Origin of the sequence: Methylobacterium mesophilicum, assembly GCF_036441335.1 — a bacterium.
GTDB classification, from domain to species: domain Bacteria; phylum Pseudomonadota; class Alphaproteobacteria; order Rhizobiales; family Beijerinckiaceae; genus Methylobacterium; species Methylobacterium mesophilicum_B.
The window spans coordinates 819,523-846,218 of sequence record NZ_MLBW01000034.1 but is presented as its reverse complement, the minus strand read 5'-3'; the positions used below and the strand labels follow the sequence as shown (position 1 = coordinate 846,218).

Below are 26,696 nucleotides of genomic sequence, written 5' to 3'. Positions count from 1 at the left end.
CTGCCGGCTCCGGACGCCGCGGAGGCCGTGCCGATCGCCGTTCCGCCGAGGCCCTGCGCGCTGGCCGCGTAGCCGAGGGCGACGCTGCCGGTGTTGGACGCGCTGGCGCCCGTGCCGACCGCGGTCGAGGCCGTCCCGGCCGCGCTCGAACCGTAGCCCACAGCCAGCGCGTCGCTGCCGACGGCGATCGGCGCGGCCTGATTGCTGGTGTTGTTGGCGGCGACGCCCGTGACGCTCGTGAGCTGTGACAGCCGCAGTTCGTTGATGACGGTCTGCCCCTGGGACTGCGTCACGTTGCCGGTGATGATGTAGATGCCCTGATTGGACCCCCCTCCTGTCCCCCCGCCACCGGTACCACCACCCGCTCCGCCCCCGCCCGTCCCGCCGCATGTACCGCAGCCGCCCGTTCCGGTCCCTCCCGCGGTACCCAGGGTCAGACCGGTGCCGAGCAGCCCGTCGCCCGGCCCAGTCGTGCCGACCAGGACGCCGGTCCCGAGCACGCCACCGCTGGTGGTCCCGACATTGAGGCCGGTTCCGAGGACGCCGCTTCCGGGAGCGGTGGTGCCGACCGTCACGCCCGTGCCGAGCACGCTGCCGCCGGTTGTGGTCCCGACACTCACACCGGTCCCCAACACGCCGGTGCCGGGATCCGTAGTGCCGACCGTGACGCCGGTGCCGAGGAGCCCCCCGCTCGTCGTGCCGACGTTGAGGCCCGTTCCCAGGACGCCGCTGCCGGGACTGCTCGTGCCGACAGTCAACCCGGTGCCAAGTATGCTATTCGTGGTTGTATCCAGCGCGCCGCGGAGGAGCTGTGCCTGGGCGGGTGTCGCCAGGGCTGTGCAGAGCAGAAGCCCGGTCGCGATCGGGATCGCCCGGGTCGCGCCCGGGCGAAAGGCAGCGAGCATCGCAGTCCGCGGCACGGCCGGGACGACGGTCAAGGGACGCATCTGGAACTCCATCGCTGCGCGGCCGGGGGGCGATTCCGAACCGGCCCTGCAATCCGTTGTTCGGTGAGCAGGAACGGAATGCAGCTTCTGGTAGAATGATTAACGCTAACTTTCAGTTGTATTTGAGTCGGTCGTTTCCCGTACAATGACGCGGTTCGCAGAGGTCGGCGTGCACCCCGTGGCCCGCCTCAGAAAACGCGTGTTTGCGCGGCGATATCGCGCCGCGAAGGGGCTATAGGGGCTCGGAAATCCGAGCTTTCGGCAGGGAACGGACGTGTGATGGACGGTCGGGGTCAGACCATTTTCGTGGCGGGCCATCGGGGCATGGTGGGCTCGGCGATCGTGCGTCGCCTGCGCGCTCTCGGTCACGAGCGGATCCTCACGGCCGACCGCCGGACCCTGGATCTCCTGGATCAGGCGGCGGTCCGGCGCTTCTTCGCCGAGAACCGCGTCGATCAGGTCTACCTCGCCGCCGCGCGCGTCGGCGGGATCCACGCCAACAACGCCTACCCGGCCGAGTTCATCCACGAGAACCTGCTGATCCAGTCGAACCTGATCGACGCCGCGCACACGCACGGCGTCGACCGGCTGCTGTTCCTCGGTTCGTGGCGGGCCATCGGGGCATGGTGGGCTCGGCGATCGTGCGTCGCCTGCGCGCTCTCGGTCACGAGCGGATCCTCACGGCCGACCGCCGGACCCTGGATCTCCTGGATCAGGCGGCGGTCCGGCGCTTCTTCGCCGAGAACCGCGTCGATCAGGTCTACCTCGCCGCCGCGCGCGTCGGCGGGATCCACGCCAACAACGCCTACCCGGCCGAGTTCATCCACGAGAACCTGCTGATCCAGTCGAACCTGATCGACGCCGCGCACACGCACGGCGTCGACCGGCTGCTGTTCCTCGGCTCGTCCTGCATCTACCCGAAGCTCGCCCCGCAGCCGATGCGCGAGGACGCCCTGCTGACCGGGCTGCTGGAGCCGACCAACGAGCCCTACGCGATCGCCAAGATCGCGGGGATCAAGATGTGCGAGAGCTACAACCGCCAGTACGGGCGCCGCTATCGCAGCGTCATGCCGACGAACCTCTACGGGCCGAACGACAACTTCCATCCCGAGAACGCCCACGTGCTGCCGGCGCTGATGCGCCGCTTCCACGAGGCGAAGCGGGCGGGTCTGGCGAAGGTCACGGTCTGGGGCACCGGCCGGGCGATGCGCGAGTTCCTGCACGTCGACGACATGGCGCGGGCGAGCGTCTACGTGATGGAGATGGACGACGCGGTCTACGCCGCGAACACGCGCCCCGACCTGTCGCACATCAACGTCGGGACCGGCGAGGATTGCACCATCCGGCAGCTCGCCGAGGCGCTGGCGCGGGTGGTCGGCTACGCGGGCGAGCTGGCGTTCGACGCGACCAAGCCCGACGGCACGCCGCGCAAGCTGATGGACGTGTCGCGGCTGAAGGCGATGGGCTGGCGGCCGGAGATCGCCCTCGAGGACGGCCTGCGCCAGACCTACGGCTGGTTCCTGGAGAACCACGCCACGCTGCGGAGCTGAGCGGGCCCACCGTCCCGAGTTCCTGCAGAGCTTCCAGAACTTCGACGCGAACAGCCGGTTTCCCGCGCCCTACGCGCATTTCGCCGGCAAGCCGCTGACGGAGGCGTCCGGTCAGGGCTGGCGCTACGACGCGCTCGGGTATCGCAACGACGCGCACGCGGACGCGCGGCCGCCCTCCGAGACGCTGCGGGTCTTCGTCGTCGGCGACAGCACGCTGATCGACGGCCAGGTCTTCGCCGACACCGTGCCCGGGCGGCTGGAGACCGGGCTGAAGCACGCGCACGGGCCGGGCGCGCGGGTCTACAATTTCGGGGCGGTCTCGGCCTGCCTGAACCAGATGATCGCCCTGATCACGACGCGGCTGATGGACCTGCAGCCCGACGTCATCCTGATCGTCGGCGGGGCGACCGACATCTTCCAGCCCTGGAGCTTCGATCCGCGGGCGGGCGTCCCCTACAATCACTTCGCGAACGAGAGCCTGTACGACTACTTCTTCGACTCGAGGAAGTCGGCCGACGACGCGGAGACCCTGTCGTATGACGGCTTGCAGGCGATGATCTTCAACCGCCTCGAGAACCTGCGCGCGCTGACGAACTGGCAGTCCGACATCTGGGAATGGGAAGTGGTGCGGCAGTTCGAGCTTGCGCTCAGGCGCCTCGCGCGGCTCGCGCCCGGGATCGGCGCGCCGGTGCGGTTTCTCCTGCAGCCGACAGTCGTCCGCAAGCGGACGCTCGCGGGCGCGGAGGCCGGCGCCGCATCCGGCGCGTTCCTCGCCTATCTCGACCGGCAGTACGGGCGTTTCGAGAGTGTGTTGGGACGGCTGGACGCCGCCGACAAAACCTTCGCGGCGCGGGACCTGAGCCGCCTGTTCGAGGCCGACACCCGTGCCCTGTTCACCGACATCGTCCACGTGACCTCGGAGGGGCGCCAGGCGATGGCGGACCGTCTCCAGGCGGAGGTGATCGAGACGGCCGGGGCGGCGACGGCCGCCTGAGCCATGGCCGAACCGATCGTCTTCGTCGGCGACTCGATCACGGAGCTCTGGGGCTTCCACCGGGCCGGTACCTTCGAGGCCTACGACCTCATCCCCCGCGGCGGCTCCGGCCAGACGGCGCGCTGGATCACCATGCGGTTCGCCCGCGACCTGGCGGAGACCCAGGCCTGGGGCGTGCACCTCCTGTGCGGCGTCAACGATATCGGTCGCAACGAGGGCGTCTTCGTCCCGGTCGAGGAGATTTGCCGGACGCTCGCCGGCATGCTCGACGAGGCCCGCGCCCTGGGCGTGAGGGCCTGGATCGGTTCGCTCACGCCCGTGGACGGCATCCCCTGGAACCCGGAGGTGCGGGACGCGCCCGCCATGATCGCGGCGGTCAACGCTTGGCTCCGGAACCACGCCCACGAGCACGGCGCGATCTTCATCGATTACCACGCCGTGCTGGTGTCCGAGACCGGCGGGCTCCGGCCGGACTACGGGACGGACGGGCTCCACCTGAGCCCGGCCGGATACGCGGCGATCGAGCCTCTGATGCTCCGGGCGCTCGGTCGCATCCCGGATGCCGCCCCCGCGCCCGCCCTGTCGGTGAAGGGTGCGTCAGCGAAGGTGACGCGGTCCGCCCGCGCGCGCCTCATCGGCGTCGCGGTGGCGGCGGCGGCCCTCATGGCCGCCATAGCCGCCCTGGTCCTCGAACTCCGCTGATCAGACCCGGCGCACCGCGCCGTGCGCCGCGCTCGTCGTGAGCATCGCGTAGGCGCGCAGGGCCGCGCTCACCTTCCGCTTGCGCGGCTTCGCCGGCCGCCAGCCCGCCGCCTCCTGGGCGACCCGCCGCTGGTCGAGCTCCGCCACGTCCACGTCGAGGTGGATGCTGCGGTTCGGGATGTCGATGGCGATCCGGTCGCCGTCGCGCACGAGGCCGATCAGGCCGCCCTCGGCCGCCTCGGGCGAGACGTGCCCGATGGACAGGCCCGACGACCCGCCGGAGAACCGCCCGTCGGTGACGAGAGCGCAGGACTTACCCAGCCCCTTCGATTTCAGGTAGCTCGTCGGGTAGAGCATCTCCTGCATGCCGGGGCCTCCCCGCGGTCCCTCGTAGCGGATCAGCACGACCTCGCCGGCCGTTACCTTGCCGTTGAGGATGCCGTCGACGGCCGCGTCCTGGCTCTCGAACACGCGGGCGGTGCCCGTGAAGGTCAGGATCGCGGCGTCGACGCCCGCGGTCTTCACGATGCAGCCCTGCTCGGCCAGGTTCCCGTAGAGCACGGCGAGGCCGCCATCCTGCGAGTAGGCGTGGGCCGCGTCGCGGATCACGCCGCCCTCCCTATCGAGGTCGAGTTCATCGAAGCGGGATTCCTGGCTGAACGCCACCTGGGTCGGCACGCCGCCGGGGGCCGCGCGATAGAAGTCCTGCACCGAGGTGGACGGTTCGCCGCGCACGTCCCAGCGGGCGAGCGCCGCGCCGAGCGTCCCGGCCGAGACGTTGCCGACGCCGGTGTCGATCAGGCCGGCCCTGTCGAGCTCGCCGAGGATGCCCATGATGCCGCCGGCCCGGTGGACGTCCTCCATGTGGACGTTGGCCACCGCCGGAGCGACCTTGCACAGCACCGGCACCCGCCGGGACAGCCGGTCGATATCGGCCATGGTGAACGGCACCTCGCCCTCGTGGGCGGCGGCCAGAAGGTGCAGCACCGTGTTCGTCGAGCCACCCATGGCGATGTCGAGCGTCATGGCGTTCTCGAACGCCTGGAAGCTCGCGACCGCGCGCGGCAGCACGCTGGCGTCGTCCTGCTCGTAGTGGCGGCGGGCCAGATCGACGATCAGGTGGCCGGCCTCGACGAACAGGCGCCTGCGGTCGGCGTGAGTGGCGAGCACCGAGCCGTTGCCCGGCAGAGCGAGGCCGAGGGCCTCGGTGAGGCAGTTCATCGAGTTTGCCGTGAACATGCCCGAGCAGGAACCGCAGGTCGGGCAGGCGGAGCGCTCGATGACGGCGACGTCCTCGTCGGAGATTCGGTCGTCGGCCGCCGCGATCATCGCGTCGACGAGGTCGACCTTCTTCGCGATGCCCGGCAGCTGGACCTTGCCGGCCTCCATCGGGCCGCCCGAGACGAACACCGTCGGGATGTTGAGGCGCAAAGTCGCCATCAGCATGCCGGGGGTGATCTTGTCGCAGTTCGAGATGCACACCATCGCGTCGGCGCAGTGCGCGTTGACCATGTACTCGACGGAATCGGCGATCAGCTCGCGGGACGGAAGCGAGTACAGCATCCCGTCGTGGCCCATGGCGATACCGTCATCGACCGCGATGGTGTTGAACTCCTTGGCGACGCCGCCAGCTGCCTCGATCTCACGCGCGACGAGCTGGCCGAGGTCCTTCAGGTGGACGTGGCCCGGAACGAACTGCGTGAAGGAGTTCACCACCGCGATGATCGGTTTGCCGAAATCGGAATCCTTCATGCCGGTGGCGCGCCAGAGGCCGCGGGCGCCGGCCATGTTGCGGCCGTGGGTGGTGGTGCGGGAGCGATAGGCAGGCATCGAGAGCTTCGACCAGTTCAAAGACGAGCGGCTTCTGCGCCCGCGCCCGCGCATCCGCAAGCGTCGCCGAGGGGCTGGCACCCGTGGCATGCTTCTGGCGGATGGCAGGACGGAGGGGCGACTCGCGATGACACAGGCAGATTTCCTCCGGCGGGCCATCGCGCAGGGTCAGGGACGGGCCGAGGCCGACCTCGTCCTGAAGGGCGGCCGCTTCCTCGACCTCGTCACCGGCGACCTCGTGGCTTCCGACATCGCGATCTGCGGCGACCGGATCGTCGGGACCTTCGGGCAGTACCGCGGCGCCCGAGAGATCGACGTCTCCGGCCAGGTCGTCGTCCCGGGCTTCATCGACACGCATTTCCACGTCGAGTCGTCCCTGATGCCGCCGCAGGAATACGAGCGGTGCGTCCTGCCGCACGGCGTCACCACCGGCATCTGCGACCCGCACGAGATGGCCAACGTGCTCGGCACCGACGCCTTCACGTGGTTCCTGGAATCCTCCGAGACGCTGGCGATGGACCTGCGGGTGCAGCTCTCGTCCTGCGTCCCGGCCACCGATCATCTGGAGACCTCCGGCGCCCGGATCGAGGCTCAGGATCTCCTGCCCTTCGCGACGCACCCGAAGGTGATCGGCCTCGCCGAGTTCATGAACTTCCCGGGCGTGCTGGCGGCCGATGCGGGCGTCCTGGACAAGCTCGCGGCCTTCCAGGGGCGACACATCGACGGCCACGCGCCGCTCCTGCGCGGCCTCGGCCTCAACGGCTACATCGCGGCGGGCATCCGCACGGAGCACGAGGCGACATCGCCCGCGGAGGCCAGCGAGAAGCTCTCGAAGGGCATGACCGTGCTGATCCGCGAGGGCTCGGTCTGCAAGGACCTGCATGCCCTCGCGCCCATCCTGACCGAGCGGACGGCGCCGTTCGTGGCCTTCTGCACCGACGACCGGAACCCTCTCGACATCGCCGAGGAGGGGCACCTCGACTTCGTCATCCGCACGGCCATCGCCCTCGGCGTGCCGCCGCTGGCCGTCTACCGTGCAGCCTCCTGGTCTGCGGCCCGCGCCTTCGGGCTGCACGACCGGGGCCTCGTCGCGCCCGGCCAGCGCGCTGACCTCGTCGTGCTCGACGATCTCGCCGCCTGTGCCGTGTCGCAAGTCATCAGTGCGGGCCGGCCGGTGAACGCGGCGCTCTTCGACGCGCGCGCGTCGATCGAGCCGATCGGCCGCCGGAGCGTGCGGGCGCGGCACGTGACGGCCGCCGATTTCGCCGCTCCGGGCTCCGGGCCGTCGACGCCGGTGATCGGCGTCGTGCCCGGCAAGATCATCACCCTGCGGCACGACCTGACGCTGCCCTATTCCGGCGGCGAGCGCCGGATCGACCTGGACCAGGACGTCATCAAGGTCGCGGTGGTCGAGCGGCACGGCCGGACACAGCCGGGCGCGCGCGGCGTCGGGGTCGGGTTCGTGAAGGGGTTCGGCCTCAAGCGCGGCGCCATCGCCTCTTCGGTCGGGCACGACAGCCACAACATCACGGTGGTCGGGGCGGACGATGCCGACATGGCCGTGGCGGTGAACCGGCTCGGCGCGATCGAGGGTGGCTTCGTGGTGGTCGAGGGCGGCCGCGTGCTGGCCGAGATCGCGCTGCCGGTCGCCGGCCTGATGAGCCTCATGCCGTTCGACGCCATCCGTCGGTCGCTCGTAACGTTGCGCGACGCGGCGCGAAGTCTGGAGGTCGTCCTCCCGGAACCCTTCCTGCAGGTCGCCTTCCTGCCCCTGCCGGTGATTCCCCACCTGAAGATCACCGATCGGGGCCTCGTCGATGTCGACCGTTTCGCGCTGATCGACCCTTGAAATTAGATTGTGCGCAATCTATTTGGGGGCTGTGCGGAAGCGCGCCGGCACCTACATGCCGGCGGCATCCCCAAACCGGAGAGTTCCATGCCCGTAGACGTGAAGTATCGCACCAGCGCCACTGCCACCGGCGGCCGCGACGGCGCCGCCCGGACAGCCGACGGCAGCTTCGAGGTCAAGCTCTCGACCCCGAAGGAACTCGGTGGCGCGGGCGGTCCGGGCGCGAACCCGGAGCAGCTCTTCGCGTCCGGCTACTCGGCCTGCTTCCTGGGCGCCATGAAGGCCGTTGCGCCGTCGCTGCAGCTGAAGGTTCCGGCCGATACCACCGTCACCGCCGATGTCGGCATCGGCCCGCGCTCCGAGGGTGGCTTCGGCATCACCGCCGACCTGACCGTCAGCCTTCCGGGCCTCGACCGCGCCGACGCGCAGAAGCTCGTCGACGCCGCGCATCAGGTCTGCCCGTACTCCAACGCGACCCGCGGCAACGTCAACGTCGGCCTGAAGCTGGCCTGAGCCACCTTTGCTCGGGTCGCGCGGACGCGCGGCCCACCGCTGCGCGGCTCGTGGACATGTCCGGGCGCCGCTGCGACGATCCTGAAACGGTGAGGCGCGGGCCGCCCTCGACGTCCTCTCGGATCAGGATTGCGGGCTCGCGGCTCCTCATGCGTCGCCGCGGGCCCGCATGCAGACGCGGCTCGCCGCGTCGACGGTCACACCCTCGAATCCCGCTCCGCTGATCCGCCCGCAGATGCGGAAGGTCTGGTTCGCCGTCATCGGTGAGACCCCGCGATAAGCGAATGTCCGCGGAACCTGTCCCAGGAGCGTCGCGGCGAGGTTCATCAGCAGCGTGGCCTGCATCGGTCCGTGGACCACGAGGTCGGCGTAGCCCTCCACCTGCGTCGCGTAGGGCTGATCATAGTGGAAGCGATGTCCGTTGAAGGTCATCGCCGAGTACCGGAACAGCAGCGTCGGCGTCGCCGGCATTGCCCAGACCGCGGTGTAGGCGTCGGGATCGTCGCGCTCGGGCGCAACTCTCGTCCCAGTCTCAGCCCCGGCCGCCTCGCGATAGACGATATCCTGTCGTTCGTGGATCGCGACGCCCCGTCCGGTCGAGACCGCGTGATCGACGGTGACGAAGCACAGGCTACCGCTCCGTCCACTCTTGAAGGCGACGTCGCGCACGGTCTCAGTGCGCGTGACCGCGTCCCCCGCGCGCAGGTCCGAGACCGTCTCGATCTGGCCGCCCGCCCACATCCGGCGGGGGAGCGGGACGGGTGGCAGGAACCCGCCCTTGGTTGCGTGGCCGTCCGGGCCGAGGGACTCGGCCGGCGGGGTCTCGGGCGCGAGACACCAGTGCAGGGCCGGCGGCGCGATCCCGTCGGCGACCGGCGCCAGATGCGGCGCGAAGGTCGCGCGAAACTCGGCGAGGAGGCGCGGGGTGACGAGATCGGACGCCTCCCGCGTCCGGCCGATCCAGGCGCTGAGATCGGTCATGTCAGTACGAGCGCGGCAGGCCGAGCACGTGCTCGGACAGGTAGGCGAGGATCAGGTTCGTGGAGATCGGCGCGACCTGGTAGAGGCGCGTCTCGCGGAACTTGCGCTCCACGTCGTACTCCTCGGCGAATCCGAAGCCGCCATGGGTCTGGATGCAGGCGTTCGCCGCCTCGAAGGACGCGTCGGCGGCGAGCATCTTGGCCATGTTGGCCTCGGCCCCGGGATTGGCCCCGCCCTCGTAGAGCGTCAGCGCCTCGCGGACCATGAGTTCGGCCGCGCGCATGTTCGCGTAGGCCTTCGCGATGGGGAACTGGACGCCCTGGTTGGCGCCGATCGGGCGGCCGAAGACGGCCCGCTCGCCGGCATAGGCGCGGGCCCTGTCGATGAACCACTTGGCGTCGCCGACGCATTCGGCCGCTATCAGGATCCGCTCGGCGTTCATGCCGGACAGGATGTAGCGGAAGCCCCTGCCCTCCTCGCCGATGAGGTTCTGCGCCGGAACGCGGAGATTGTCGAAGAAGACCTCCGTCGTGGCGTGGTTCATCATCGTGCGGATCGGCCGGATCGTCAGGCCGTTGCCCTTCGCCGCGCGCATGTCGACGAGGAGCACCGACAGCCCGTCCGTGCGCTTCATGCCCTCGGCCCTCGGCGTGGTGCGGGCGAGGAGCAGCATCAGGTCCGAGTGCTCGGCGCGGCTGGTCCAGATCTTCTGGCCGTTGACGACGTAGTGGTCGCCTTCCAGGCGCGCCGTCGTCTTCAGGCTGCCCGTGTCGGTGCCGGAGGTCGGCTCGGTCACGCCGAAGGCCTGGAGCCGCAGGCGGCCCTCCGCGATGCCCGGCAGGTACGCGGCCTTCTGCGCCGCGGAGCCGTGCCGCAGCAGCGTGCCCATCGTGTACATCTGGGCGTGGCAGGCGCCGCCGTTGCAGCCCGCCCGCTGCACCTCCTCGAGGATCGCGGCGGCCGCCGAGAGCGGAAGGCCGGAGCCGCCGTACTCTTCGGGGATCAGCACCGACAGGTAGCCGCTCTCGGTCAGCGCGTTCACGAACTCGGTCGGGTAGGCCATGTCCCGGTCGAGGGCCCGCCAGTACGGTCCCGGGAAGCCGGCGCAGAGCCTGGCGACCGCCTCGCGGATCTCGGTATAGGCTTCCATAGGGACTCCTCAGGCCGTGCGGCCACCGTCGACGGGCAGGTCGACGCCGGTGATGAACGCCGCCTCGTCGGAGGCGAGGAACAGGGCCGCCGCGGCGATGTCGCTCGCCTCAGACAGGCGCCCGAGTGGGATCGTGGCGATGAAGCGGTCGCGGTTCTCGGGGGTGTCGAGGACGCCCATGAAGTGCTCGAGGAGCCCCGTCGCTCCCATGACCGGGCAGAGGGCGTTCACCCGGATCTTCCAGGGCGCCAGTTCCAGGGCCAGCGACTTGGAGGCGAGGCTCGCCGCGCCCTTGGAGGCGTTGTACCACGTCAGCCCCGGGCGCGGCCGCAAGGCCGCCGTCGAGCTGACGTTCAGGATCGCGCCGCCGCCCGCGTCGCGCATCAGCGGGGCGACTTCCCGAACGTAGTGGAAGATCGACTTCACGTTGACCCGGAAGACCCGGTCGAAATCCTCCTCCGTCACCTCCATCAGCGGCTTGTTGCGGTGGGTGGTTCCGGCGTTGTTGACGAGGATGCTCGGCACGCCGAAGCGCTGACGCGTCTCGGCGACGCTGGCGGCGACGTCGGCGGCCAGCCCGACATCGGCGGCGATCGCGATGGCGTTGTCGCCGAGCGCCGCCGCGACGCGCTCGGCCGCCGCGCCGTCGATGTCGACGCAGGCGACCTTGGCGCCCTCCGCGGCGAACCGCTGGGCGATCCCGGCCCCGAAGCCGCTGCCGGCCCCGGTCACGAGCGCGATCTTGCCGTCGAGTCTCATCGTCTCCTCCCGGTCGTTCCGATCTGCTGACAGATCACTGTCCTCGAGCCCGGCGCCCGAATTCCTCGCGGATCCGCGTCCCGTGCTCGTCGATCGCCGGGACCGGGCCGAGGGCGCGGACCGCGCCGTCGATCAGCACCGGCGGCGCCACGATCCGGGCCGGCCCCGACGGCGTCCGGACCTCCGCGCGAATCAGCGCCGGGTGGGTGGCGAGGTCCGCCAGCGTGTTGACGAAACCGTAGGCGGTGCCCGCCGCCTTCAGCCGCGCGGCGGCCGCGTCGCGNGGCCGCGTCGCGGGACAGCCGCACCAGCGCGCCGCCGACGCGCAGGTCGACCGCGGCGCGGTTGGCCACCCGGGCTGTGTTGGACGCGAAGCCCTCGGCCCGGGCGAGCTCCGGCTCCCCGAGCACGCCGGCGCAGAAGCTCGCCCACTCGCGCTCGTTCTGGATCGAGATCAGCACGAGGCTGCCGTCGGCGGTGGGGAAGGCCCCGTAGGGGCAGATCGAGGGGTGCGCGAGGCCGACCCGCCGCGGGGCCTCGCCGGTCCCCTCGAAGTAGAGCAGCGGCACGTTCATCCAGTCGGCGGCGCCGCTGAACAGGCTGACCTCCAGGGCGCAGCCCTGCCCGGTGATCCCGCGGGCGATCAGCGCCTCGAGAACCGCGGCGTGGGCGTCCATCCCGCAGGCGACGTCGCAGACGGAGACGCCGACGCGACCGGGTCCCGCCGGGTGGCCGGTGATCCCGGCGAGCCCGCTCTCGGCCTGGACCAGCAGGTCGTAGGCCTTCATGTCGCTGTAGGCGTTGCCGGCGCCGTAGCCGGAGATGTCGACGGTGATCAGCCGCGGGTAGCGCGCGCGCAGCTCCGCCGAGCCGAACCCCGCCCGGGCCGCCGCGCCGGGGGCGAGGTTCTGCACGAACACGTCGGCCTGCGCGAGGATCGCGTGCAGGAGACGGGCATCTCCCGGATCCTTGATGTCGGCGACGAGGCTCTCCTTGCCGCGGTTGAGCCAGACGAAGTAGCTCGCGAGGCCGTTGACCGCCCCGTCGTAGCCGCGGGCGAAATCACCCTCCGGCCGCTCGATCTTGATGACCCGGGCCCCGGCATCGGCGAGCCGCGAGGTGCAGTAGGGCGCGGCGACGGCCTGCTCCAGGGCGAGCACGGTCAGCCCTCGCAGCGGCAGGTTCTGGCTCATCCCCATCCTTCGGCGTCCCGCGGTCTCAGAGGGCCGGCGCCGAGGGAACTGGAACGGCGAGGAGCCCCGCCAAGCGGGCGGCAGTGACAGGGCTGCCCGGCCGTCGGCTTCGGGACGCCGCTCCCGCGACGCTCAGCGTCTCCGCGAGCGCAGCGAAGCGATCCAGGACAGCGCGACCTCGGCGAGCGCGGCGCATCTGGATGGCTTCGCTGCGCTCGCAAGGACGGTCGGCCTCACTCCGCCGCGCGCAGCGCCGGCGGGCCGCGAACCTCCTCCACCGGCTCGGGATCGTCGAGGGCCGCGTCCACCGCCCGCGGCTTGTCGCGGAACGAGAAGCGGTGCGCCAGCCGGTCGAGGTAGATGTAGATCACCGGCGTGGTGAAGAGCGTCAGCACCTGGCTCACCGCGAGGCCGCCCACCATGGCGTAGCCGAGCGGCTGCCGGATCTCCGAGCCGGTCCCGGTGGCGACCATCAGCGGGATGCCGCCGAGCAGGGCCGCCATCGTGGTCATCAGGATCGGCCGGAAGCGCAGCAGCGCGGCCTTCCGGATCGCGACCTCGGGCGAGAGGCCCTCCTCGCGCTCGGCGACGATGGCGAAGTCGACCAGCATGATGCCGTTCTTCTTCACGATGCCGATGAGGAGGATGATGCCGATCAGCGCGATCAGGCTGAAGTCGAATCCCGCCCACATCAGCACCGCGAGCGCGCCGACGCCCGCCGAGGGCAACGTCGACAGGATCGTGATCGGGTGGATGAAGCTCTCGTAGAGGATGCCGAGGATCAGGTAGACCACGAACAGGGCCGCAAGGATCAGAAGCGGCACCGTCGAGAGTGATTGCTGGAAGGCCTGGGCGGTGCCCTGGAAGCCGCTGACCACGGTCGGCGGGACCTGCAGCTCGCGCATCGCCCGGCCGATCGCCTCCGTGGCCTGCCCGAGGGCGACGTCGGGGGCGAGGTTGAAGCTGATCGTCACCGCCGGGAACTGACCCTGGTGGTTCACCGCCAGCGGCGCCACCGGGTCCGTCGTCCAGCGGGCGAAGGCCGCGAGCGGCACCTGCCCGCCGCCGATCGGTGCCTTGATGTAGATCTTGTCGAGACTCTCGACGCTGCCCTGGAGCGCCGGCAGCACCTCCAGCACCACGTGGTAGCTGTTCAGCTGCGTGAAGTACTGCGCGATCTGGCGCTGGCCGAACGCGTCGTAGAGCGTGTCGTCGATCAGCTGGGGCGTGATGCCGTAGCGCGAGGCGGCGTCGCGGTCGATCGACAGCGTCAGGGTCGTGCCGCGGGTCTGCTGGTCGGTGGCGACGTCGCGCAGCTCCGGCAGCGTCTTCATCTTGTCGAGGATGCGCGGCGCCCAGGTGTTCAGCTCGGCGAGGTCCGGATCCTGGAGGGTGTACTCGAACTGCGTCCGCGAGGTGCGGCCGCCGGTGCGCACGTCCTGGGTCGCCTGGATGAAGGTCCGGATGCCCTCGACGCGTTCCAGCTTGGGGCGCAGCCGGCCGATCACCTGGAAGGCGTTGACGTCGCGCTCGTCGCGGGGCTTGAGCGTGATGTACATGCGCCCGGAATTGAGCGCCTGGCCGTTGCCGCCGAGCGACATGCCGACGGTGGCGACCGCGGGATCGGCCTGGACGATGGCGCCGACCTTCTCCTGCAGCGCCTTCATGGCCGAGAACGAGATGTCCTGGCCCGCCTCGGTGACGCCGATCATGAAACCGGTGTCCTGCTGCGGGAAGAAGCCCTTCGGGATGGCGACGAACAGGTAGCCGGTCAGCGCCAGGGTGGCGAAGAAGACCAGCAGCGTGACGCGGCGGAAGCGCAGGGCGACGTCGAGGGCGTCGGCGTAGACCGCCAGCAGCCAGTCGAAGGCGGCCTCGCTCACGCGGTAGAGGCGGCCGTGGCGCTCGGCATCGTGGGCCTTCAGCAACCGCGAGGCCATCATCGGGGTCAGGGTCAGGGAGACGAAGGCCGAGACCGCGATGGTCATCGACAGAACCACGGCGAACTCGCGGAACAGCCGTCCGATGATGCCGCCCATCAGCAGGAGCGGGATCAGCACGGCGATCAGCGACACCGAGATCKACACGATGGTGAAGCCGATCTCGCCCGCGCCCTTGAAGGCGGCCTCCATGGGCCGCATCCCCTCCTCGACGTAGCGGCTGATATTCTCCAGCACGACGATGGCGTCGTCGACCACGAATCCCACCGAGATGGTGAGCGCCATCAGCGAGAGGTTGTCGAGGGTGTAGCCCGCCATCCACATCAGCGCGCAGGCGCCGAGCAGCGCGAGGGGCACGGTCACGCTCGGGATCACGGTCGCCCAGAAGCTGCGCAGGAAGACGAAGATCACCCCGACGACCAGCACGATCGTCAGCAGCAGGGTGAACTGCACGTCCTCGACCGAGGCGCGGATGGTCTGCGTGCGGTCGCTCAGGATACCGACCTTGATGGCGGCCGGCAGGGTGGCGGTCAGGCGCGGCAGCTGGGCCTTGATGCTGTCGACCGTGTCGATGACGTTGGCGCCGGGCTGCTTGAACACGACGAGGAAGATGCCGCGCTTGCCGTTGGTCCAGCCGGCCTGCTTGGTGTCCTCGGGGCCGGCGACGGCCTGCCCGATGTCGCGGACGCGCAGCGGCGCGCCGTCGCGATAGGCGACGATGACGTCCTTCCAGTTGTGGGCCGCGGTGAGCTGGTCGTTGGCGTAGATGGTGTAGCTGTGGCTGCCGCCGTCGATGCTGCCCTTCGGGTTGTTGACCGTGGTGAGGGTGAGCTGCGCGCGCACGTCCTCCAGCGACAGCCCCTTGGCCACGAGCTTGGCCGGGTCGATCTGGATCCGCACGGCGGGCTTCTGCTGGCCGCCGATGAAGACCTGGGCGACGCCCGAGATCTGGCTGATGCGCTGGGCGAGCTGCACGTCGACCGCGTCGTCGACGTCGATCAGCGGCATGCTGTCGGAGGTGGCCGAGAGCAGCAGGATCGGCGAATCGGCCGGGTTGACCTTGCGGTAGGTCGGCGGAGTCGGGAGGTTCTTCGGGAGCTGGCCGCTGGCGGCGTTGATCGCCGCCTGAATGTCGCTCGCCGCGCCGTCGATGTTGCGGTTGAGATCGAACTGGACCGTGACCGTCGAGATCCCGAGGGAACTCGTCGAGGTCATCTGCGACACGCCCGGGATCTGCGAGAACTGCCGCTCCAGGGGCTGCGCCACCGACGAGGCCATCGTCTCCGGGCTGGCACCGGGCAGCTGCGCGGTCACCTGGATGGTCGGGAAATCCACCTGCGGCAGCGGCGCCACGCCGAGCAGCGGGTAGGCCACCACCCCGAGGAACAGGATGCCGACCATGATGAGCGTGGTCGCCACCGGGAACCGGATGAACGGTGCCGAGATGCCGCCCTTCATGGCCGGGCCTTCCGCGGAGACGCGCCCGCCGTCATGCGTGCCGTCGTGCGTGCCGCGCGCCTCACTGGACCGCCTCCGCCTGCGCGGTGTGGGCGGCGTGCGGATCGGCCACGAGGCTGCCGTCCTGGACCTTGTACTGCCCGGCGACGATCACCCGCTCGCCGGGGCGGAGGTCGCCGCTGAGGACGCGCGTCCGCCCGGAATCCGAGCGACCCGCCTTCAGCGCGCGCTGATGGGCCCGGTTGGCATCGTCCACCACGAAGGCGAACAGCCCGTCGGGACCGTGCTGGATCGCGTTGTCCGGCACCGTCGTGGCGACCGCGACCGTGCCGACCCGCATCTTGGTGGAGACCGACAGGCCGGGCCACAGGGCGTGGTTCCTGTTCTCGTAGACGGCCTTCAGGCGGATCGTGCCCGTCGCCGTGTCGACTTGGTTGTTGAACAGGGCGAGCTTGCCGTCGGCGAGCTTGGTCAGCCCGTCGGACGTCCAGGCCTCCACCGGCACGTCGCCGGCCTTGAGGGCCGCGGTGATCGCGGGCAGCTGATCCTCCGGCGCCGTGAACACCACGAAGATCGGCTCGACCTGGGTGATCGTCACGATCGGAGTCTGGCCGGCCGCGTTGACGATGTTGCCGATATCGACTTGCCGGAAGCCCGTGACCCCGTCGATCGGCGCGCGGATCGTGGCGTAGCCGAGCTGCGTCGTGGCGTTGTCGATGGCCGCCTGGTCGGACGCCACCTGCGCGGTGAGCTGGGCGACCAGGGCCGTCTGCGTCTCGGTCTGCTGCCGGGAGGCGAAGGCGCCCAGCCCGGTGTAGCGGACGAGGTCCGCCTTCGCGTTGCCGAGGTTGGCCGTGTCCTGCTCCTTCTTGGCCTTCGCCTGATCCAGCGCCGCCTGGTACGGCCGCGGGTCGATCTGCACCAGCACGTCGCCCTTGCGGACGGTCTGTCCCTCGCGGAACGCGACCTGTTGGATCTCGCCGTCGACGCGCGTGCGCACCTGCACGGTGTTGTACGCCTGGACCGTGCCGAGACCGTTCGACACGAGGGCGAACGGCCCCTGCTCGACCGTGCCGAGGGTGACGGGCACCGGCAGCGGAGCCGCCGTCCTGGACTTCACCGGAGGCTGGTTCAGGCGCGTGTAGCCGTAGGCGCCGCCGCCCGCGACGGCGAGCAGCAGGAGGATCAGCCCGGCCGCGCCGGAGCGCTTCTTCGCCGGTCCGGCGACGGCGCGTGGCGCGTCGCCGTGGCTCCGGTCCGCGACCGTCTCGTCCGCGCGAGACCCGTCGCGGCCGTGCACGTCCTCACTCAGCATGCGCCGATATCCGCCCGTTGATCCGACCGCTTCGCGGACCGGGATAATTTTGCATTCAATAGCATACAATGACCGCGCCGGACATCGCGGGACCCCGCGGATCGCGGCAATGTTCCGCGCGCGGAAAGCGTGCTACCGCCGCGGATGAAGGGCGGCGTCGCTCCGTCGGATGCCCTGTCCGGAGGGCCCGGGCCCGGTCCGGGCGCGCGGGATGACCGTCGAGGCCGCGCCGAGGATGTGAGACCGGGACGCCGCATGGCCTCGACGCTGGAACTGGACGGCCTGAACGAACTGCGCGACGCGCTGATCGAGGAGCGGCAGATCATCGTCGCGTCGGTGCGCAGGCTGCGCGACGCGCGGCGGCAGAAGGGCACCTTCGTTCTGGGCGACGGCGCGGAAGCCGGGCCGCGGCTGGTCGCCGTGCAGGAGCAGATCGAGGTGGTCGAGTCCATCATCGCCGCGCTGACGCAATCCCGGGCCTGACGCAGCCGGCCTCGGATCTCGGAAGAGCTGACCCGGTACACGCGCGCGGGCCGCTGCCGATCCGACTTGGCACAGTTCGGTGTCCGGGATGTTTCTGCGGCTTCCGCTGCCCGGATGACGGAACGGACACTTGTCTGGCGGCGGCAACTCGGGACCGGGCGCGATTTTACAGTAAAAGGTTGAGAATATTATCGATCTCGATAGGTCAAGGGCGGACGGATGGTCGTCCTTTGCTGTATACATGGCTGCGCTGCGTGACGCCGTCGCGGCCGTCACGGTCGACCGGCGCTCGCCGCGCGACGCCGCGGGCGCGGGATCAGTGTGCCGGCTTTAGATCGAGCCCGCCGTGACGATCGCCGCGGGTTGTACAAGATCTGCCCATCTTTCGGGCTGGACGATCGCGTCGCTGTCCTGTTAGCGGACCGCAACTCAAGGCGCGGGACTTCGAACATGGACGCCTTCGATCACGCCGAGATGGCGCGCGACGCCGACGCGATCATCGCAACGCCTCACGAGAGCGATCTGCTGGCGCTCTGGCGCGCGCTCGACGCCGAGAGGAGCGCGCGCGACGAGCGGACCGCGCGCCTGCGCGCGATGCGCCTCATCGGCGGCGAGGACGGGACCGACTGATCACGCGGGGTCGGGCTCACCGTCCGGCAGCCGGCTCGCCAGCATGAACCCGACGGCCATCGCCATGGCCTCGGCCTGCGCGATCAGCGTCGGCTCGCCGGCCTCGCGCGCCGCTTGCAGCAGCTCGATCGCGTGCCGGCCGAGGCGCAGGTCCACATCCTCGTCGCCGGCTGGGACCCGGTCCGGAATCCCGTGATTCTGGCTTCGGTCAGTCATTGGCGTGCGTGGGTCTCGTAGCGGTGGGCATGGGCTCGAACGGCGCCGTGGCCGCGATCCAGGATTGCGTGTCCGTGACGTCGCCGAACACCCGCATCACCGCGCTCACCGACCGGTGGATCTCGTCGGCCGAGATGCCGTCGAGGTCGTGGCTCGCGGAGGCGTCGGACAGGAAGGTCACGTCCTGTCCGCGGTGGAAGCCGTCGACCGCGGTGGCGAGGCAGGACGACTCGCCGGCGAAGCCCGCGATGACGAGCGGCGGGGAGCCGCGCTCCATCGCGTCCGCGAAGGCGGGGCTGGCGTAGCAGGACGGGCGATCCCGGTCGAAGATCATGTCGCAGCCGTGCGGCTCGAAACCCTCGATCCAGCGGACGAAGCGGCTGCCCGCCTGGAACAGGGGCGCGCCGACCCAGCGGACGTAGACCACCTGCATGCCGCTCGCGCGGGCATGCGCGAGCGCGCGGCGGCAGTTCGTGAGTGCGGGCTCAATCCCCGCCAGGGCGAGCGGTCGGCCCGCGACCTCGTATTCCCGCTGCATGTCCACGAGCACCAGGACCGGGACGCTGCGCGGCCGGCGATACAGCGCCGGGTTGATCGGCCGGTTCATCGCGCAACGACCGCCCGGTCGACGGAGGGGCGGGTCACGGCGCGGCTCCGCGAGCGGTCGAGGGCGCCCGCGCGGTGCCAGCGCCCCTCCGGCCGGATGATGACGTAGGGGTCGGCGCCGAGGCCGATGGCCTGCGGGTGCGGCTCCGCCTCCATCAGCATCTCGACGTAGTCGAAATCCGAGAAGACCAGCTCCTGCGCGCCCTCGAAGACGCGGAAGCCGAAGCGGCTCCAGAAGCCGACGAGGCGCTTCTGGGCGTGGCCGTAGAGCCGGCGGTAGCCCTTGACCCGGGCGAGCTCGATCCCGGCGCGGACCAGCGCGAAGGACAGGCGCGTGTTGCGGAACTCGGCCCGGACCGCGAGGCGCTCGATCTTGGCGAACTCGGCGAAGAACCGGAGGCGCAGGCAGCCCGCCGGCTCGTCGCCGACGTAGCCGATCAGGTGCGTCGCCGAGAGGTCGTTGCCGTCGAACTCCTCCTCGTACGGGCAGGCCTGTTCCGCCATGTAGACGGCGGCCCGCAGGGCGATCACGCGGGACAGATCCTCCATGTTCCGCGCGACCGCGACGCTGACCCCTTTCCCGCCCGGCCGGTGGCTGTCGTACGAAGGCGCCGGCTCCCCCTTCGGCGCGCGGGCGAAGTGGTACAGGGCACCGCGGGCGGAGGTCTGCGCCGTGAAGCCGAGCGTCGTCAGGAGGTCGGCCCCCTCGGGGGTGGCCGCGCGGGCGTAGAAGTCGACGCCCCGGTAGGTCGGGCTCGACAGACGATCGAAGACGAGGCCGACGCCGCCGGAGAGGCGCCGCCGCGCGTAGACGGCCCAGACGTAGATCCCGGCCGGGCGTTCGTGCTGGCCGGCCAGCAGCGCGGCGGGCGGATCGGACGCGTCGAGCGTCCCGGCCTCGAGCGCGGCCACGCCCGCGGCGTTCAGCATCAGGCAGGCGACGAAGCCCTCGCCCCGCGGATCCGCAGCGTCGAATCTGTGGCGCTGGGCGATCGCCAGCACCGCGTCGGGATTGATCGACATCACCCGCTGGACGGTGCGCAGGGGCGCGAGGTCGGGCAGATCCGCGCGCGCCGCCGCGATCAGGCGCCCCAGATCGTCCGGTGTCGGCGTGAAGATCACGAGGTGGCGGGCAATCCGGCCGACCTCGAGGGCATTCAGAGCGTGCCGCGGCGGCGGAGAGACTGGCGCTGTAGCGAGTTGATCCGCGTCCTTCGCGACGAACTGCGCGCGAGCTATGTGCACCGTCATCGGATGACCTGTCATTCGGGTACGGATTGACGGTCCAGCACTTCGCATCTAGCGCTCTGGCTGTATGTGCAAAATTTGAAACAGGGGTGTTCCGTCGATGGAACAGGCGGAGGCGAGCCGGGACCCGATGCCCGACTGGCAGAGCATCCGGGTCTTCCTGGCGCTCCAGCGGTCCGGCAGCTTCCGCTCGGCGGCGACGAAGCTCGGCCTGTCGGTGAACTCGGTGCGGCGCCGGATCGACGACCTCGAGGATCTGATCGGCGCGCCGCTGCTGACCCGCCACGTCGACGGAATCCGCCTCACCGCGGAGGGCCACGCGATCCTCGAGGCCGCCGGCCGCATGGAGGCCGCGGCCTTCAGTCTGGTGCGCACCGGCGAGGGCGCGCCCTTCGCCGAGACCGGCGAGGTGCGGATCGCCGTGACGGAGGGGCTGGGAGCCTTCTGGCTCGCGCCGCGGCTCGTCGAGTTCCAGCGCGCCAACCCGCGCCTGACCGTCGACCTGCGCTGCGCGATGGAATCCGCCGACGTCCTGCGGCTGGAGGCCGACGTCGCCATCCAGCTGACGCGACCGACCAGCCCGAACCTGCGCGTCGTCAAGCTCGGCCGGATTCACGTGGTGCCGTACGCGGCGCGCAGCTACGAGGAGACCTACGGGCTTCCGGCTCGGCCCGAGGATCTCGCGCGCCACCGGATCGTGGTCCAGGACGGCGAGCAGACCATCGCTCTCGCGGACTACGTGCGCACGGTGCCGGGCTTCCCCGCGAAGGTGCCGGTCACCCTCAAGGTCAACGTCAGCAGCGCGTATTACTGGGCCATCGCCAAGGGGGCCGGCATCGGCCTGTTGCCGACCTACGCCAGCGCGATCGGCGCGCAGGTGATTCCGGTGGACAACCTGGGCCGCTCCAGCGTCGACATCTGGCTGACCTACCACCCGGACGCCGAGCGGATCACCCGGGTGCGGCGCACGATCGACTGGATCCGGTCCTCCTTCGATCCGAAGCGCTATCCCTGGTTCCGGGACGCGTTCATCCACCCCCGCGACCTGCCGGGCGCCGTGAAGGGCGCGCCGCTGCCCGACCTGTTCGCCGGCTTCGTCGCCATGACGCCGTGACGGCGCCGCACCGTCGCGGTCGGGCGGCGACGCCCGGTGGTCCGGGTCCTGCAACGGAGGCCGCCCGCCCTTGACCGCGCCGCGCGCATGATCCTTGCTCCGGCCGCCGCGACGACGAGGTTGCCCGTGCTGCTGACGCCCCGTGAGAAGGACAAGTTGCTCATCGCCATGGCGGCGCAGGTGGCGCGCAATCGCCTCGCCCGCGGCGTCAAGCTCAACCATCCGGAAGCGGTGGCGCTGATCACCGACTTCGTGGTCGAGGGCGCCCGGGACGGCCGCACCGTGGCCGACCTGATGCGGGCCGGCGCCACCGTGCTGACCGCCGATCAGGTCATGGAGGGCGTCCCCGAGATGATTCACGACATCCAGGTGGAGGCGACCTTCCCGGACGGCACCAAGCTCGTGACCGTGCACCACCCGATCCGCGGCGCGGCCTCGTCCGACGTCCCCGGCGCGGTGGCGACGCTGCCGGGCGAGATCGTGTTCAACCCCGGCGCCGAGCGGACCGTGATCGAGGTGGCCAATGTCGGCGACCGGCCGATCCAGGTCGGCTCGCACTACCACTTCTTCGAGGTCAATCCGGGCCTCGTGTTCCCGCGGGAGCAGGCCCGCGGCAAGCGCCTCGACATCGCGCCGGGCACCGCCGTGCGCTTCGAGCCCGGATCGACGCGGGAGGTCGCGCTGGTGCCGCTCTCCGGCGCGCGCACCGTCTACGGATTCCGCGGCGACGTGATGGGCAAGCTCTGACCATGGCCAACACGCCCAAGCCCGCCAGCCTGCCGCGCTCGGCCTACGCCGACATGTTCGGCCCGACCGTCGGCGACCGCATCAGGCTCGCGGACACGAGCCTGGAGATCACGGTCGAGCGCGACTTCACCACCTACGGCGAGGAGGTGAAGTTCGGCGGCGGCAAGGTCATCCGCGACGGCATGGGCCAGAGCCAGGCCACGAACGCCGACGGCGCCGTCGACACGGTGATCACCAACGCGGTGGTCCTCGACCACTGGGGCATCGTGAAGTGCGATGTCGGCATCGTGCGCGGCCGGATCTTCCGGCTCGGCAAGGCCGGCAACCCGGACGTGCAGCCCGGGGTCGACATCGTGGTCGGGCCGGGCACCGAGGTCATCGCCGGCGAGGGCAAGATCCTGACGGCGGGCGGATTCGACAGCCACATCCACTTCATCTGCCCGCAGCAGATCGAGGAGGCGCTGTGCTCGGGCGTCACCACGATGCTCGGCGGCGGCACCGGCCCGGCGCACGGCACCTTCGCCACCACCTGCACGCCGGGCCCCTGGCACATCGCTCGGATGATCGAGGCGGCGGATTCCTTCCCGATGAACCTCGCCTTCGCCGGGAAGGGCAACGCGTCCCGTCCGGAGAGCCTCGTCGAGATGGTGCGGGCGGGTGCCTGCGCGCTGAAGCTGCACGAGGACTGGGGCACCACGCCCGCGGCGATCGATACCTGCCTGTCGGTGGCGGACGCCCACGACATCCAGGTCATGATCCACACCGACACGCTCAACGAGTCGGGCTTCGTCGAGGACACGATCGCGGCCTTCAAGGGCCGGACCATCCACGCCTTCCACACCGAGGGCGCGGGCGGCGGCCACGCGCCGGACATCATCAAGGTGGCCGGGCTGCCGAACGTGCTGCCGTCGTCCACCAACCCGACGCGGCCCTACACGTGGAACACGATCGACGAGCATCTCGACATGCTCATGGTCTGCCACCACCTCGACCCGTCGATCCCCGAGGATCTCGCCTTCGCGGAGAGCCGGATCCGGCGCGAGACCATCGCGGCCGAGGACATCCTGCACGACATCGGCGCGCTCTCGATGATGTCCTCCGACAGCCAGGCGATGGGCCGGGTCGGCGAGGTCATCATCCGCACGTGGCAGACCGCCGACAAGATGAAGCGCCAGCGGGGCGCCCTGCCGGGCGACGCGTCCGGCACCGACAACCTGCGCGCGCGCCGCTACGTCGCCAAGTACACGATCAACCCGGCCATCGCGCACGGCATCTCCCGGCACATCGGCTCGGTGGAGCCCGGCAAGCTCGCCGACCTGGTGCTGTGGAATCCGGCCTTCTTCGGCGTGAAGCCCGACCTCGTGCTGAAGGGCGGCAGCATCGCGGCCGCGCCCATGGGCGACCCGAACGCCTCGATCCCGACGCCGCAACCGGTGCATTACCGGCCGATGTTCGGCGCCTACGGCCGGGCGCCCTTCGCCACCGCCCTCACCTTCGTCTCGCGGGCGGCGGTGGAGGACGGCCTGCGCGAGCGGCTGGGCGTGCAGAAGGAGCTGGTCGCCGTTGAGAACGTCCGCGGCGGCATCTCGAAGAAGAGCATGGTGCTGAACGACGCCACGCCGGTCATCGAGGTCGATCCCGAGACCTACGACGTGCGCGCCGACGGCGAGCTGCTGGTCTGCGAGCCGGCCGAGGTGCTGCCGATGGCGCAGCGCTACTTCCTGTTCTGAGATAGGATGGGCCCGGTGGCAGGAGAGCCGCGATGACGAAGATCGCCCAGCTTCCGGCGAGGGACGACCTCTACACGACCGATCTCTGCCTCTGGACCGAGGAGCAGGCAGCCCTGCTCCGGGCCGGGCGCTGGCCGGATCTGGACAGCGCCAACGTCGCCGAGGAGATCGAGAGCTTGGGCGGATCCCAGAAATCCGAGATCCGGAGCCGTCTCGCCATCCTGCTGCTGCACCTGCTGAAGTGGGAATTCCAGCCGCAGAAGCGGAAGTACGGCTGGCGCGCGACCATCCTCGAGCAGCGCATCCGGATCGATGACCTGATCGACGTGAGCCCCAGCCTCCAGTCCTGGCCGGATGCGGTGCTCGCGAAGGCCTATTCCGTCGCTGTCCTCGGGGCGGCGAGCGAGACGGGCTTGCCCGGATCCGTGTTTCCGAAATCCTGTCCCTACGCGATCGAGCAGATCCGTGAGCTCGGCTTCTATCCGGGCGCGCCGGAGACGGACGTTGTCTGACCGCGTCCTAGAACCCCGCCCGATCCATCGACCATGATCCGCGCCACCCGCATCCTCCGCCGCGACGCCCTGTCGGGCGGCGAGATCGTCGACCGCGTCGTCCTCGATCACGGCGACCGCCACCGGCGCCGCGTCGCCATGCGCGGCGCCGGGGGGCTGAGCTTCCTGCTGGACCTCCCGGAGCCGACCGTGCTGGAGGACGGCGACGCCCTAGTCCTGCAGGACGGACGCCTCGTCTGGGTCGAGGCCGCGCCGGAGCGCCTGCTCGAGATCCGGGCCGCCGGCGATCACGCCCTCAAGCGCCTGATCTGGCACATCGGCAACCGGCACATCGCCGCCGAGATCGGCCCGGACGCGGTCTGGATCGCGCACGACCACGTTCTCGCCGAGATGGTCCGGGGCCTCGGCGGCACCGCCGAGCCGGTGGTGCGCCCGTTCCGGCCCGAGGGCGGCGCCTATTCGGGCGGCCACGGGCACGACCACGGACATGACCACGGGCACGACCACCCGCATGGCGGCCACCAGCACCACCATGCCGCGGGCTGACGCCCTGGAGGCGCTGCGCCTGATGGCGTGGCTGTCGCCCGGCTACCCGGTCGGGGCCTACGCCTACTCGCACGGGCTCGAATGGGCGGTCGAAGCGGGCGACGTCCGCGACGAGGCGGGCCTGACCGCGTGGCTCCGGGACGTCTGCGAGCGCGGCGCCCTGCGCAACGACCTGATCCTGGCCGCCCACGCCCACGCGGCGGCGCTGTCCGCGGACGGCGCCGCGCTGATCGCCGTCAACGACCTCGCCCTGGCCCTGGCGCCGTCGCGCGAGCTGCACCTGGAGACGAGCCAGCAGGGCCGGAGTTTCCTCGACGCGACGCGCGGCGCGTGGCCCTGCGACGCCCTCGACGCCCTGGCCAGGCATCTGCCGGGGCCGGTCGCCTACCCGGTCGCGGTCGGCCTCGCGGCCGGCGCGCACGGCATGGATCCGGGGCCCGTGCTCGCCGCCTACGGCCTCGCCTTCCTCCAAAACCTCGTCTCCGCGGCCCTCCGGGCGGCGCCCGTGGGTCAGGCCGCCGGCACGCGGGTCGTGGCCGCCCTGGGTCGTGGCCGCCCTCGCGCCGCGCCTCGCCGGGCTCGCCGAGGCGGCCGCCGCGGCGGATCTCGACGCGCTCGGTGCCGCCACCGTCCGCCTGGATCTCGGCTCCTTCCGCCATGAGACCCAGTATTCCCGCATCTTCCGATCCTGAGCCCGCAGCATGACCTCCACGAACGGCCCCCTCCGCGTCGGCATCGGCGGCCCTGTCGGGTCCGGCAAGACTGCCCTGATGGAGCAGCTCTGCAAGCGCTTCCGCGACCGCTACGAGATCTGCGCCATCACCAACGACATCTACACGAAGGAGGACGCGCGGATCCTCACCGTCGCCGGCGCCCTGCCGGAGGAGCGCATCCTGGGCGTCGAGACCGGGGGGTGCCCGCACACGGCGATCCGGGAGGATGCCTCGATCAATCTCGCCGCCGTCGCCGAGATGAACCGGCGCTTCCCGAAGCTCGACCTCGTGCTGATCGAGTCCGGCGGCGACAACCTCGCGGCGACGTTCTCGCCGGAACTCGCCGACATCACCCTCTACGTCATCGACGTGGCCGGGGGCGAGAAGATCCCCCGCAAGGGCGGTCCGGGCATCACCCGGTCCGACCTGCTGATCGTCAACAAGACCGACCTCGCGCCGCTCGTCGGCGCGGACCTGTCGGTGATGGAGTCCGACACGCAGCGGATGCGCGGCACACGGCCCTACGTCTTCGCGTCGCTGCGCGAGGGCGCCGGCGCGGACGCGGTGGCGCGCTTCGTCGAGGAGGCGGGCGGCCTGGGCCGGTGAGACGGCGCGCCGGTCCGAGGGGCCGCCGCGTCGCGGTGCGACCTAGCGCCCGGCCTCGGCCGAGCGCGCGCGGACCGACGGCGTGCTCGGGGTGCCCATGAGCGCGTCCAGGCGGCTCATCCGCGCGTTGAAATCGTTCAGGACGGTCTGGCGCGCCTTGATCGCGGCGCTGGGCTGCGCCTTGGCGGGGGTGTGCCGGGGGCGGGCCTCCGCGCGGACTGCCGGAACGGCGAGGAGCGCGGCCAGCGCCGCGATGGTCAGAGTGCGGGTCATCCGTGAAATCCCTCGGCGCCCGCCGTGTCGAACGGCGCGACGCCTCACGAGGATATGCGCGCCCGAAGCGCGGCCACGTGCGCGAGCGCAC

At 70.8% G+C, this 26,696-nt stretch carries 23 protein-coding genes and 4 pseudogenes; 15 read left to right on the top strand and 12 right to left on the bottom strand.

Annotation, left to right across the window (positions count from 1 at the left end):
• Positions 1 to 17: 17 nt before the first annotated feature.
• Positions 18 to 905: pseudogene (locus tag MMR14E_RS24710) on the bottom strand (hypothetical protein); the annotation flags it as partial.
• 321 nt (positions 906 to 1,226) lie between these two features.
• Between MMR14E_RS24710 and MMR14E_RS29375 the strand changes: the two are divergent.
• The 4 genes and pseudogenes from MMR14E_RS29375 to MMR14E_RS24690 form a co-directional block, all read left to right on the top strand.
• Positions 1,227 to 1,508, top strand: a pseudogene (locus MMR14E_RS29375) (NAD-dependent epimerase/dehydratase family protein); the annotation flags it as partial.
• Positions 1,509 to 1,570: 62 nt separating this feature from the next.
• The gene (gene fcl / locus MMR14E_RS24700; RefSeq protein ID WP_419539414.1) at positions 1,571 to 2,497 is read left to right on the top strand and encodes a GDP-L-fucose synthase; all 927 of its coding nucleotides are present in this window, start codon (positions 1,571 to 1,573) and stop codon (positions 2,495 to 2,497) included.
• 244 nt (positions 2,498 to 2,741) lie between these two features.
• A complete protein-coding gene (locus MMR14E_RS24695; RefSeq protein ID WP_331317928.1) occupies positions 2,742 to 3,491 on the top strand; it encodes an SGNH/GDSL hydrolase family protein in 750 nt (249 codons plus the stop codon).
• Between the two features lie 3 nt (positions 3,492 to 3,494).
• Positions 3,495 to 4,193, top strand: a complete 699-nt coding sequence (locus tag MMR14E_RS24690; protein WP_331317926.1) for a GDSL-type esterase/lipase family protein — start codon at positions 3,495 to 3,497, stop codon at positions 4,191 to 4,193.
• Here the strand turns inward: MMR14E_RS24690 and ilvD are convergent, their stop codons facing one another.
• Positions 4,194 to 6,023, bottom strand: a complete 1,830-nt coding sequence (ilvD, locus tag MMR14E_RS24685) for a dihydroxy-acid dehydratase (RefSeq protein WP_331317924.1) — start codon at positions 6,021 to 6,023, stop codon at positions 4,194 to 4,196.
• Positions 6,024 to 6,150: 127 nt separating this feature from the next.
• Between ilvD and ade the strand changes: the two genes are divergently transcribed.
• Together ade and MMR14E_RS24675 are read left to right on the top strand one after the other, a co-directional pair.
• Entirely contained in the window at positions 6,151 to 7,872 is a 1,722-nt protein-coding gene (gene ade / locus MMR14E_RS24680; RefSeq protein WP_331317922.1) for an adenine deaminase, read from the top strand.
• Between the two features lie 87 nt (positions 7,873 to 7,959).
• Positions 7,960 to 8,385, top strand: coding sequence for an organic hydroperoxide resistance protein (locus MMR14E_RS24675; RefSeq protein WP_331317920.1), 426 nt, complete (start codon positions 7,960 to 7,962; stop codon positions 8,383 to 8,385).
• A 147-nt stretch (positions 8,386 to 8,532) separates the two neighbouring features.
• Here MMR14E_RS24675 and MMR14E_RS24670 read toward each other — a convergent pair whose 3' ends face one another.
• The 6 genes and pseudogenes from MMR14E_RS24670 to MMR14E_RS24645 all read right to left on the bottom strand — a co-directional run bounded on the left by MMR14E_RS24670 (position 8,533) and on the right by MMR14E_RS24645 (position 17,181).
• Positions 8,533 to 9,366 carry an FAS1-like dehydratase domain-containing protein gene (locus MMR14E_RS24670; RefSeq protein WP_331317919.1) on the bottom strand — a complete coding sequence of 278 codons (834 nt, stop codon included), beginning with the start codon at positions 9,364 to 9,366 and terminating at the stop codon, positions 8,533 to 8,535.
• A 1-nt stretch (position 9,367) separates the two neighbouring features.
• A complete protein-coding gene (locus MMR14E_RS24665) occupies positions 9,368 to 10,516 on the bottom strand; it encodes an acyl-CoA dehydrogenase family protein (RefSeq protein WP_331317918.1) in 1,149 nt (382 codons plus the stop codon).
• A 9-nt stretch (positions 10,517 to 10,525) separates the two neighbouring features.
• On the bottom strand, positions 10,526 to 11,275 hold the full coding sequence (locus MMR14E_RS24660) for an SDR family oxidoreductase (RefSeq protein WP_331317917.1): 750 nt from the start codon (positions 11,273 to 11,275) through the stop codon (positions 10,526 to 10,528).
• Positions 11,276 to 11,309: 34 nt separating this feature from the next.
• Positions 11,310 to 12,468: pseudogene (locus MMR14E_RS24655) on the bottom strand (CaiB/BaiF CoA transferase family protein).
• Positions 12,469 to 12,701: 233 nt separating this feature from the next.
• On the bottom strand, positions 12,702 to 15,866 hold the full coding sequence (locus tag MMR14E_RS24650) for an efflux RND transporter permease subunit (RefSeq protein WP_331317916.1): 3,165 nt from the start codon (positions 15,864 to 15,866) through the stop codon (positions 12,702 to 12,704).
• A gap of 61 nt (positions 15,867 to 15,927) precedes the next feature.
• Positions 15,928 to 17,181, bottom strand: a complete 1,254-nt coding sequence (locus tag MMR14E_RS24645) for an efflux RND transporter periplasmic adaptor subunit (RefSeq protein ID WP_331317914.1) — start codon at positions 17,179 to 17,181, stop codon at positions 15,928 to 15,930.
• A gap of 255 nt (positions 17,182 to 17,436) precedes the next feature.
• On the opposite strand from MMR14E_RS24645, the gene MMR14E_RS24640 reads away from it, so the two are divergent.
• Together MMR14E_RS24640 and MMR14E_RS24635 are read left to right on the top strand one after the other, a co-directional pair.
• On the top strand, positions 17,437 to 17,664 hold the full coding sequence (locus tag MMR14E_RS24640) for an HOOK family protein (RefSeq protein WP_331317913.1): 228 nt from the start codon (positions 17,437 to 17,439) through the stop codon (positions 17,662 to 17,664).
• 450 nt (positions 17,665 to 18,114) lie between these two features.
• Entirely contained in the window at positions 18,115 to 18,294 is a 180-nt protein-coding gene (locus MMR14E_RS24635) for a hypothetical protein (RefSeq protein WP_331317912.1), read from the top strand.
• Here the strand turns inward: MMR14E_RS24635 and MMR14E_RS24630 are convergent, their stop codons facing one another.
• From MMR14E_RS24630 to MMR14E_RS24620, 3 genes are read right to left on the bottom strand one after another with little or no spacing between them, the layout of a single operon-like run.
• Positions 18,295 to 18,510: a hypothetical protein gene (locus tag MMR14E_RS24630; protein ID WP_331317911.1), complete on the bottom strand. Its 216-nt coding sequence runs from the start codon at positions 18,508 to 18,510 to the stop codon at positions 18,295 to 18,297. It lies immediately after the preceding gene.
• Entirely contained in the window at positions 18,503 to 19,117 is a 615-nt protein-coding gene (locus MMR14E_RS24625; RefSeq protein WP_331317910.1) for a cysteine hydrolase, read from the bottom strand. The genes MMR14E_RS24630 and MMR14E_RS24625 overlap by 8 nt, the downstream gene beginning before the upstream one ends.
• Positions 19,114 to 20,238, bottom strand: coding sequence for a GNAT family N-acetyltransferase (locus MMR14E_RS24620; RefSeq protein ID WP_331317909.1), 1,125 nt, complete (start codon positions 20,236 to 20,238; stop codon positions 19,114 to 19,116). Before MMR14E_RS24620 ends, MMR14E_RS24625 begins: the two co-directional genes overlap by 4 nt.
• Positions 20,239 to 20,464: 226 nt before the next feature.
• On the opposite strand from MMR14E_RS24620, the gene MMR14E_RS24615 reads away from it, so the two are divergent.
• From MMR14E_RS24615 to ureG, 7 genes and pseudogenes are all read left to right on the top strand, one after another.
• A complete protein-coding gene (locus MMR14E_RS24615; RefSeq protein WP_331317908.1) occupies positions 20,465 to 21,478 on the top strand; it encodes a LysR family transcriptional regulator in 1,014 nt (337 codons plus the stop codon).
• Between the two features lie 126 nt (positions 21,479 to 21,604).
• On the top strand, positions 21,605 to 22,225 hold the full coding sequence (locus MMR14E_RS24610) for an urease subunit gamma (RefSeq protein ID WP_331317907.1): 621 nt from the start codon (positions 21,605 to 21,607) through the stop codon (positions 22,223 to 22,225).
• 2 nt (positions 22,226 to 22,227) lie between these two features.
• A complete protein-coding gene (gene ureC / locus MMR14E_RS24605; RefSeq protein WP_331317905.1) occupies positions 22,228 to 23,955 on the top strand; it encodes an urease subunit alpha in 1,728 nt (575 codons plus the stop codon).
• Positions 23,956 to 23,987: 32 nt separating this feature from the next.
• Complete coding sequence (locus MMR14E_RS24600) at positions 23,988 to 24,467, top strand: DUF29 domain-containing protein (RefSeq protein ID WP_331317903.1); 480 nt, start codon at positions 23,988 to 23,990, stop codon at positions 24,465 to 24,467.
• A gap of 33 nt (positions 24,468 to 24,500) precedes the next feature.
• On the top strand, positions 24,501 to 25,013 hold the full coding sequence (locus tag MMR14E_RS24595; protein WP_331317902.1) for an urease accessory protein UreE: 513 nt from the start codon (positions 24,501 to 24,503) through the stop codon (positions 25,011 to 25,013).
• Positions 25,000 to 25,705: pseudogene (locus MMR14E_RS24590) on the top strand (urease accessory protein UreF). Before MMR14E_RS24595 ends, MMR14E_RS24590 begins: the two are co-directional and overlap by 14 nt.
• A gap of 9 nt (positions 25,706 to 25,714) precedes the next feature.
• A complete protein-coding gene (ureG, locus tag MMR14E_RS24585) occupies positions 25,715 to 26,332 on the top strand; it encodes an urease accessory protein UreG (RefSeq protein ID WP_273558523.1) in 618 nt (205 codons plus the stop codon).
• A gap of 42 nt (positions 26,333 to 26,374) precedes the next feature.
• Here ureG and MMR14E_RS24580 read toward each other — a convergent pair whose 3' ends face one another.
• Positions 26,375 to 26,605 carry a hypothetical protein gene (locus MMR14E_RS24580; protein WP_331317900.1) on the bottom strand — a complete coding sequence of 77 codons (231 nt, stop codon included), beginning with the start codon at positions 26,603 to 26,605 and terminating at the stop codon, positions 26,375 to 26,377.
• Positions 26,606 to 26,696 lie beyond the last annotated feature (91 nt).

Coding starts and splice junctions, on each gene's coding strand:
- fcl (WP_419539414.1), top strand. CDS start 1,571: ATGGTGGGCTCGGCGATCGTGCGTCGCCTGCGCGCTCTCGGTCACGAG.
- MMR14E_RS24690 (WP_331317926.1), top strand. CDS start 3,495: ATGGCCGAACCGATCGTCTTCGTCGGCGACTCGATCACGGAGCTCTGG.
- ilvD (WP_331317924.1), bottom strand. CDS start 6,023: ATGCCTGCCTATCGCTCCCGCACCACCACCCACGGCCGCAACATGGCC.
- ade (WP_331317922.1), top strand. CDS start 6,151: ATGACACAGGCAGATTTCCTCCGGCGGGCCATCGCGCAGGGTCAGGGA.
- MMR14E_RS24675 (WP_331317920.1), top strand. CDS start 7,960: ATGCCCGTAGACGTGAAGTATCGCACCAGCGCCACTGCCACCGGCGGC.
- MMR14E_RS24670 (WP_331317919.1), bottom strand. CDS start 9,366: ATGACCGATCTCAGCGCCTGGATCGGCCGGACGCGGGAGGCGTCCGAT.
- MMR14E_RS24665 (WP_331317918.1), bottom strand. CDS start 10,516: ATGGAAGCCTATACCGAGATCCGCGAGGCGGTCGCCAGGCTCTGCGCC.
- MMR14E_RS24660 (WP_331317917.1), bottom strand. CDS start 11,275: ATGAGACTCGACGGCAAGATCGCGCTCGTGACCGGGGCCGGCAGCGGC.
- MMR14E_RS24645 (WP_331317914.1), bottom strand. CDS start 17,181: ATGCTGAGTGAGGACGTGCACGGCCGCGACGGGTCTCGCGCGGACGAG.
- MMR14E_RS24640 (WP_331317913.1), top strand. CDS start 17,437: ATGGCCTCGACGCTGGAACTGGACGGCCTGAACGAACTGCGCGACGCG.
- MMR14E_RS24635 (WP_331317912.1), top strand. CDS start 18,115: ATGGACGCCTTCGATCACGCCGAGATGGCGCGCGACGCCGACGCGATC.
- MMR14E_RS24630 (WP_331317911.1), bottom strand. CDS start 18,510: ATGACTGACCGAAGCCAGAATCACGGGATTCCGGACCGGGTCCCAGCC.
- MMR14E_RS24625 (WP_331317910.1), bottom strand. CDS start 19,117: ATGAACCGGCCGATCAACCCGGCGCTGTATCGCCGGCCGCGCAGCGTC.
- MMR14E_RS24615 (WP_331317908.1), top strand. CDS start 20,465: ATGGAACAGGCGGAGGCGAGCCGGGACCCGATGCCCGACTGGCAGAGC.
- ureC (WP_331317905.1), top strand. CDS start 22,228: ATGGCCAACACGCCCAAGCCCGCCAGCCTGCCGCGCTCGGCCTACGCC.
- MMR14E_RS24600 (WP_331317903.1), top strand. CDS start 23,988: ATGACGAAGATCGCCCAGCTTCCGGCGAGGGACGACCTCTACACGACC.
- MMR14E_RS24595 (WP_331317902.1), top strand. CDS start 24,501: ATGATCCGCGCCACCCGCATCCTCCGCCGCGACGCCCTGTCGGGCGGC.
- ureG (WP_273558523.1), top strand. CDS start 25,715: ATGACCTCCACGAACGGCCCCCTCCGCGTCGGCATCGGCGGCCCTGTC.
- MMR14E_RS24580 (WP_331317900.1), bottom strand. CDS start 26,605: ATGACCCGCACTCTGACCATCGCGGCGCTGGCCGCGCTCCTCGCCGTT.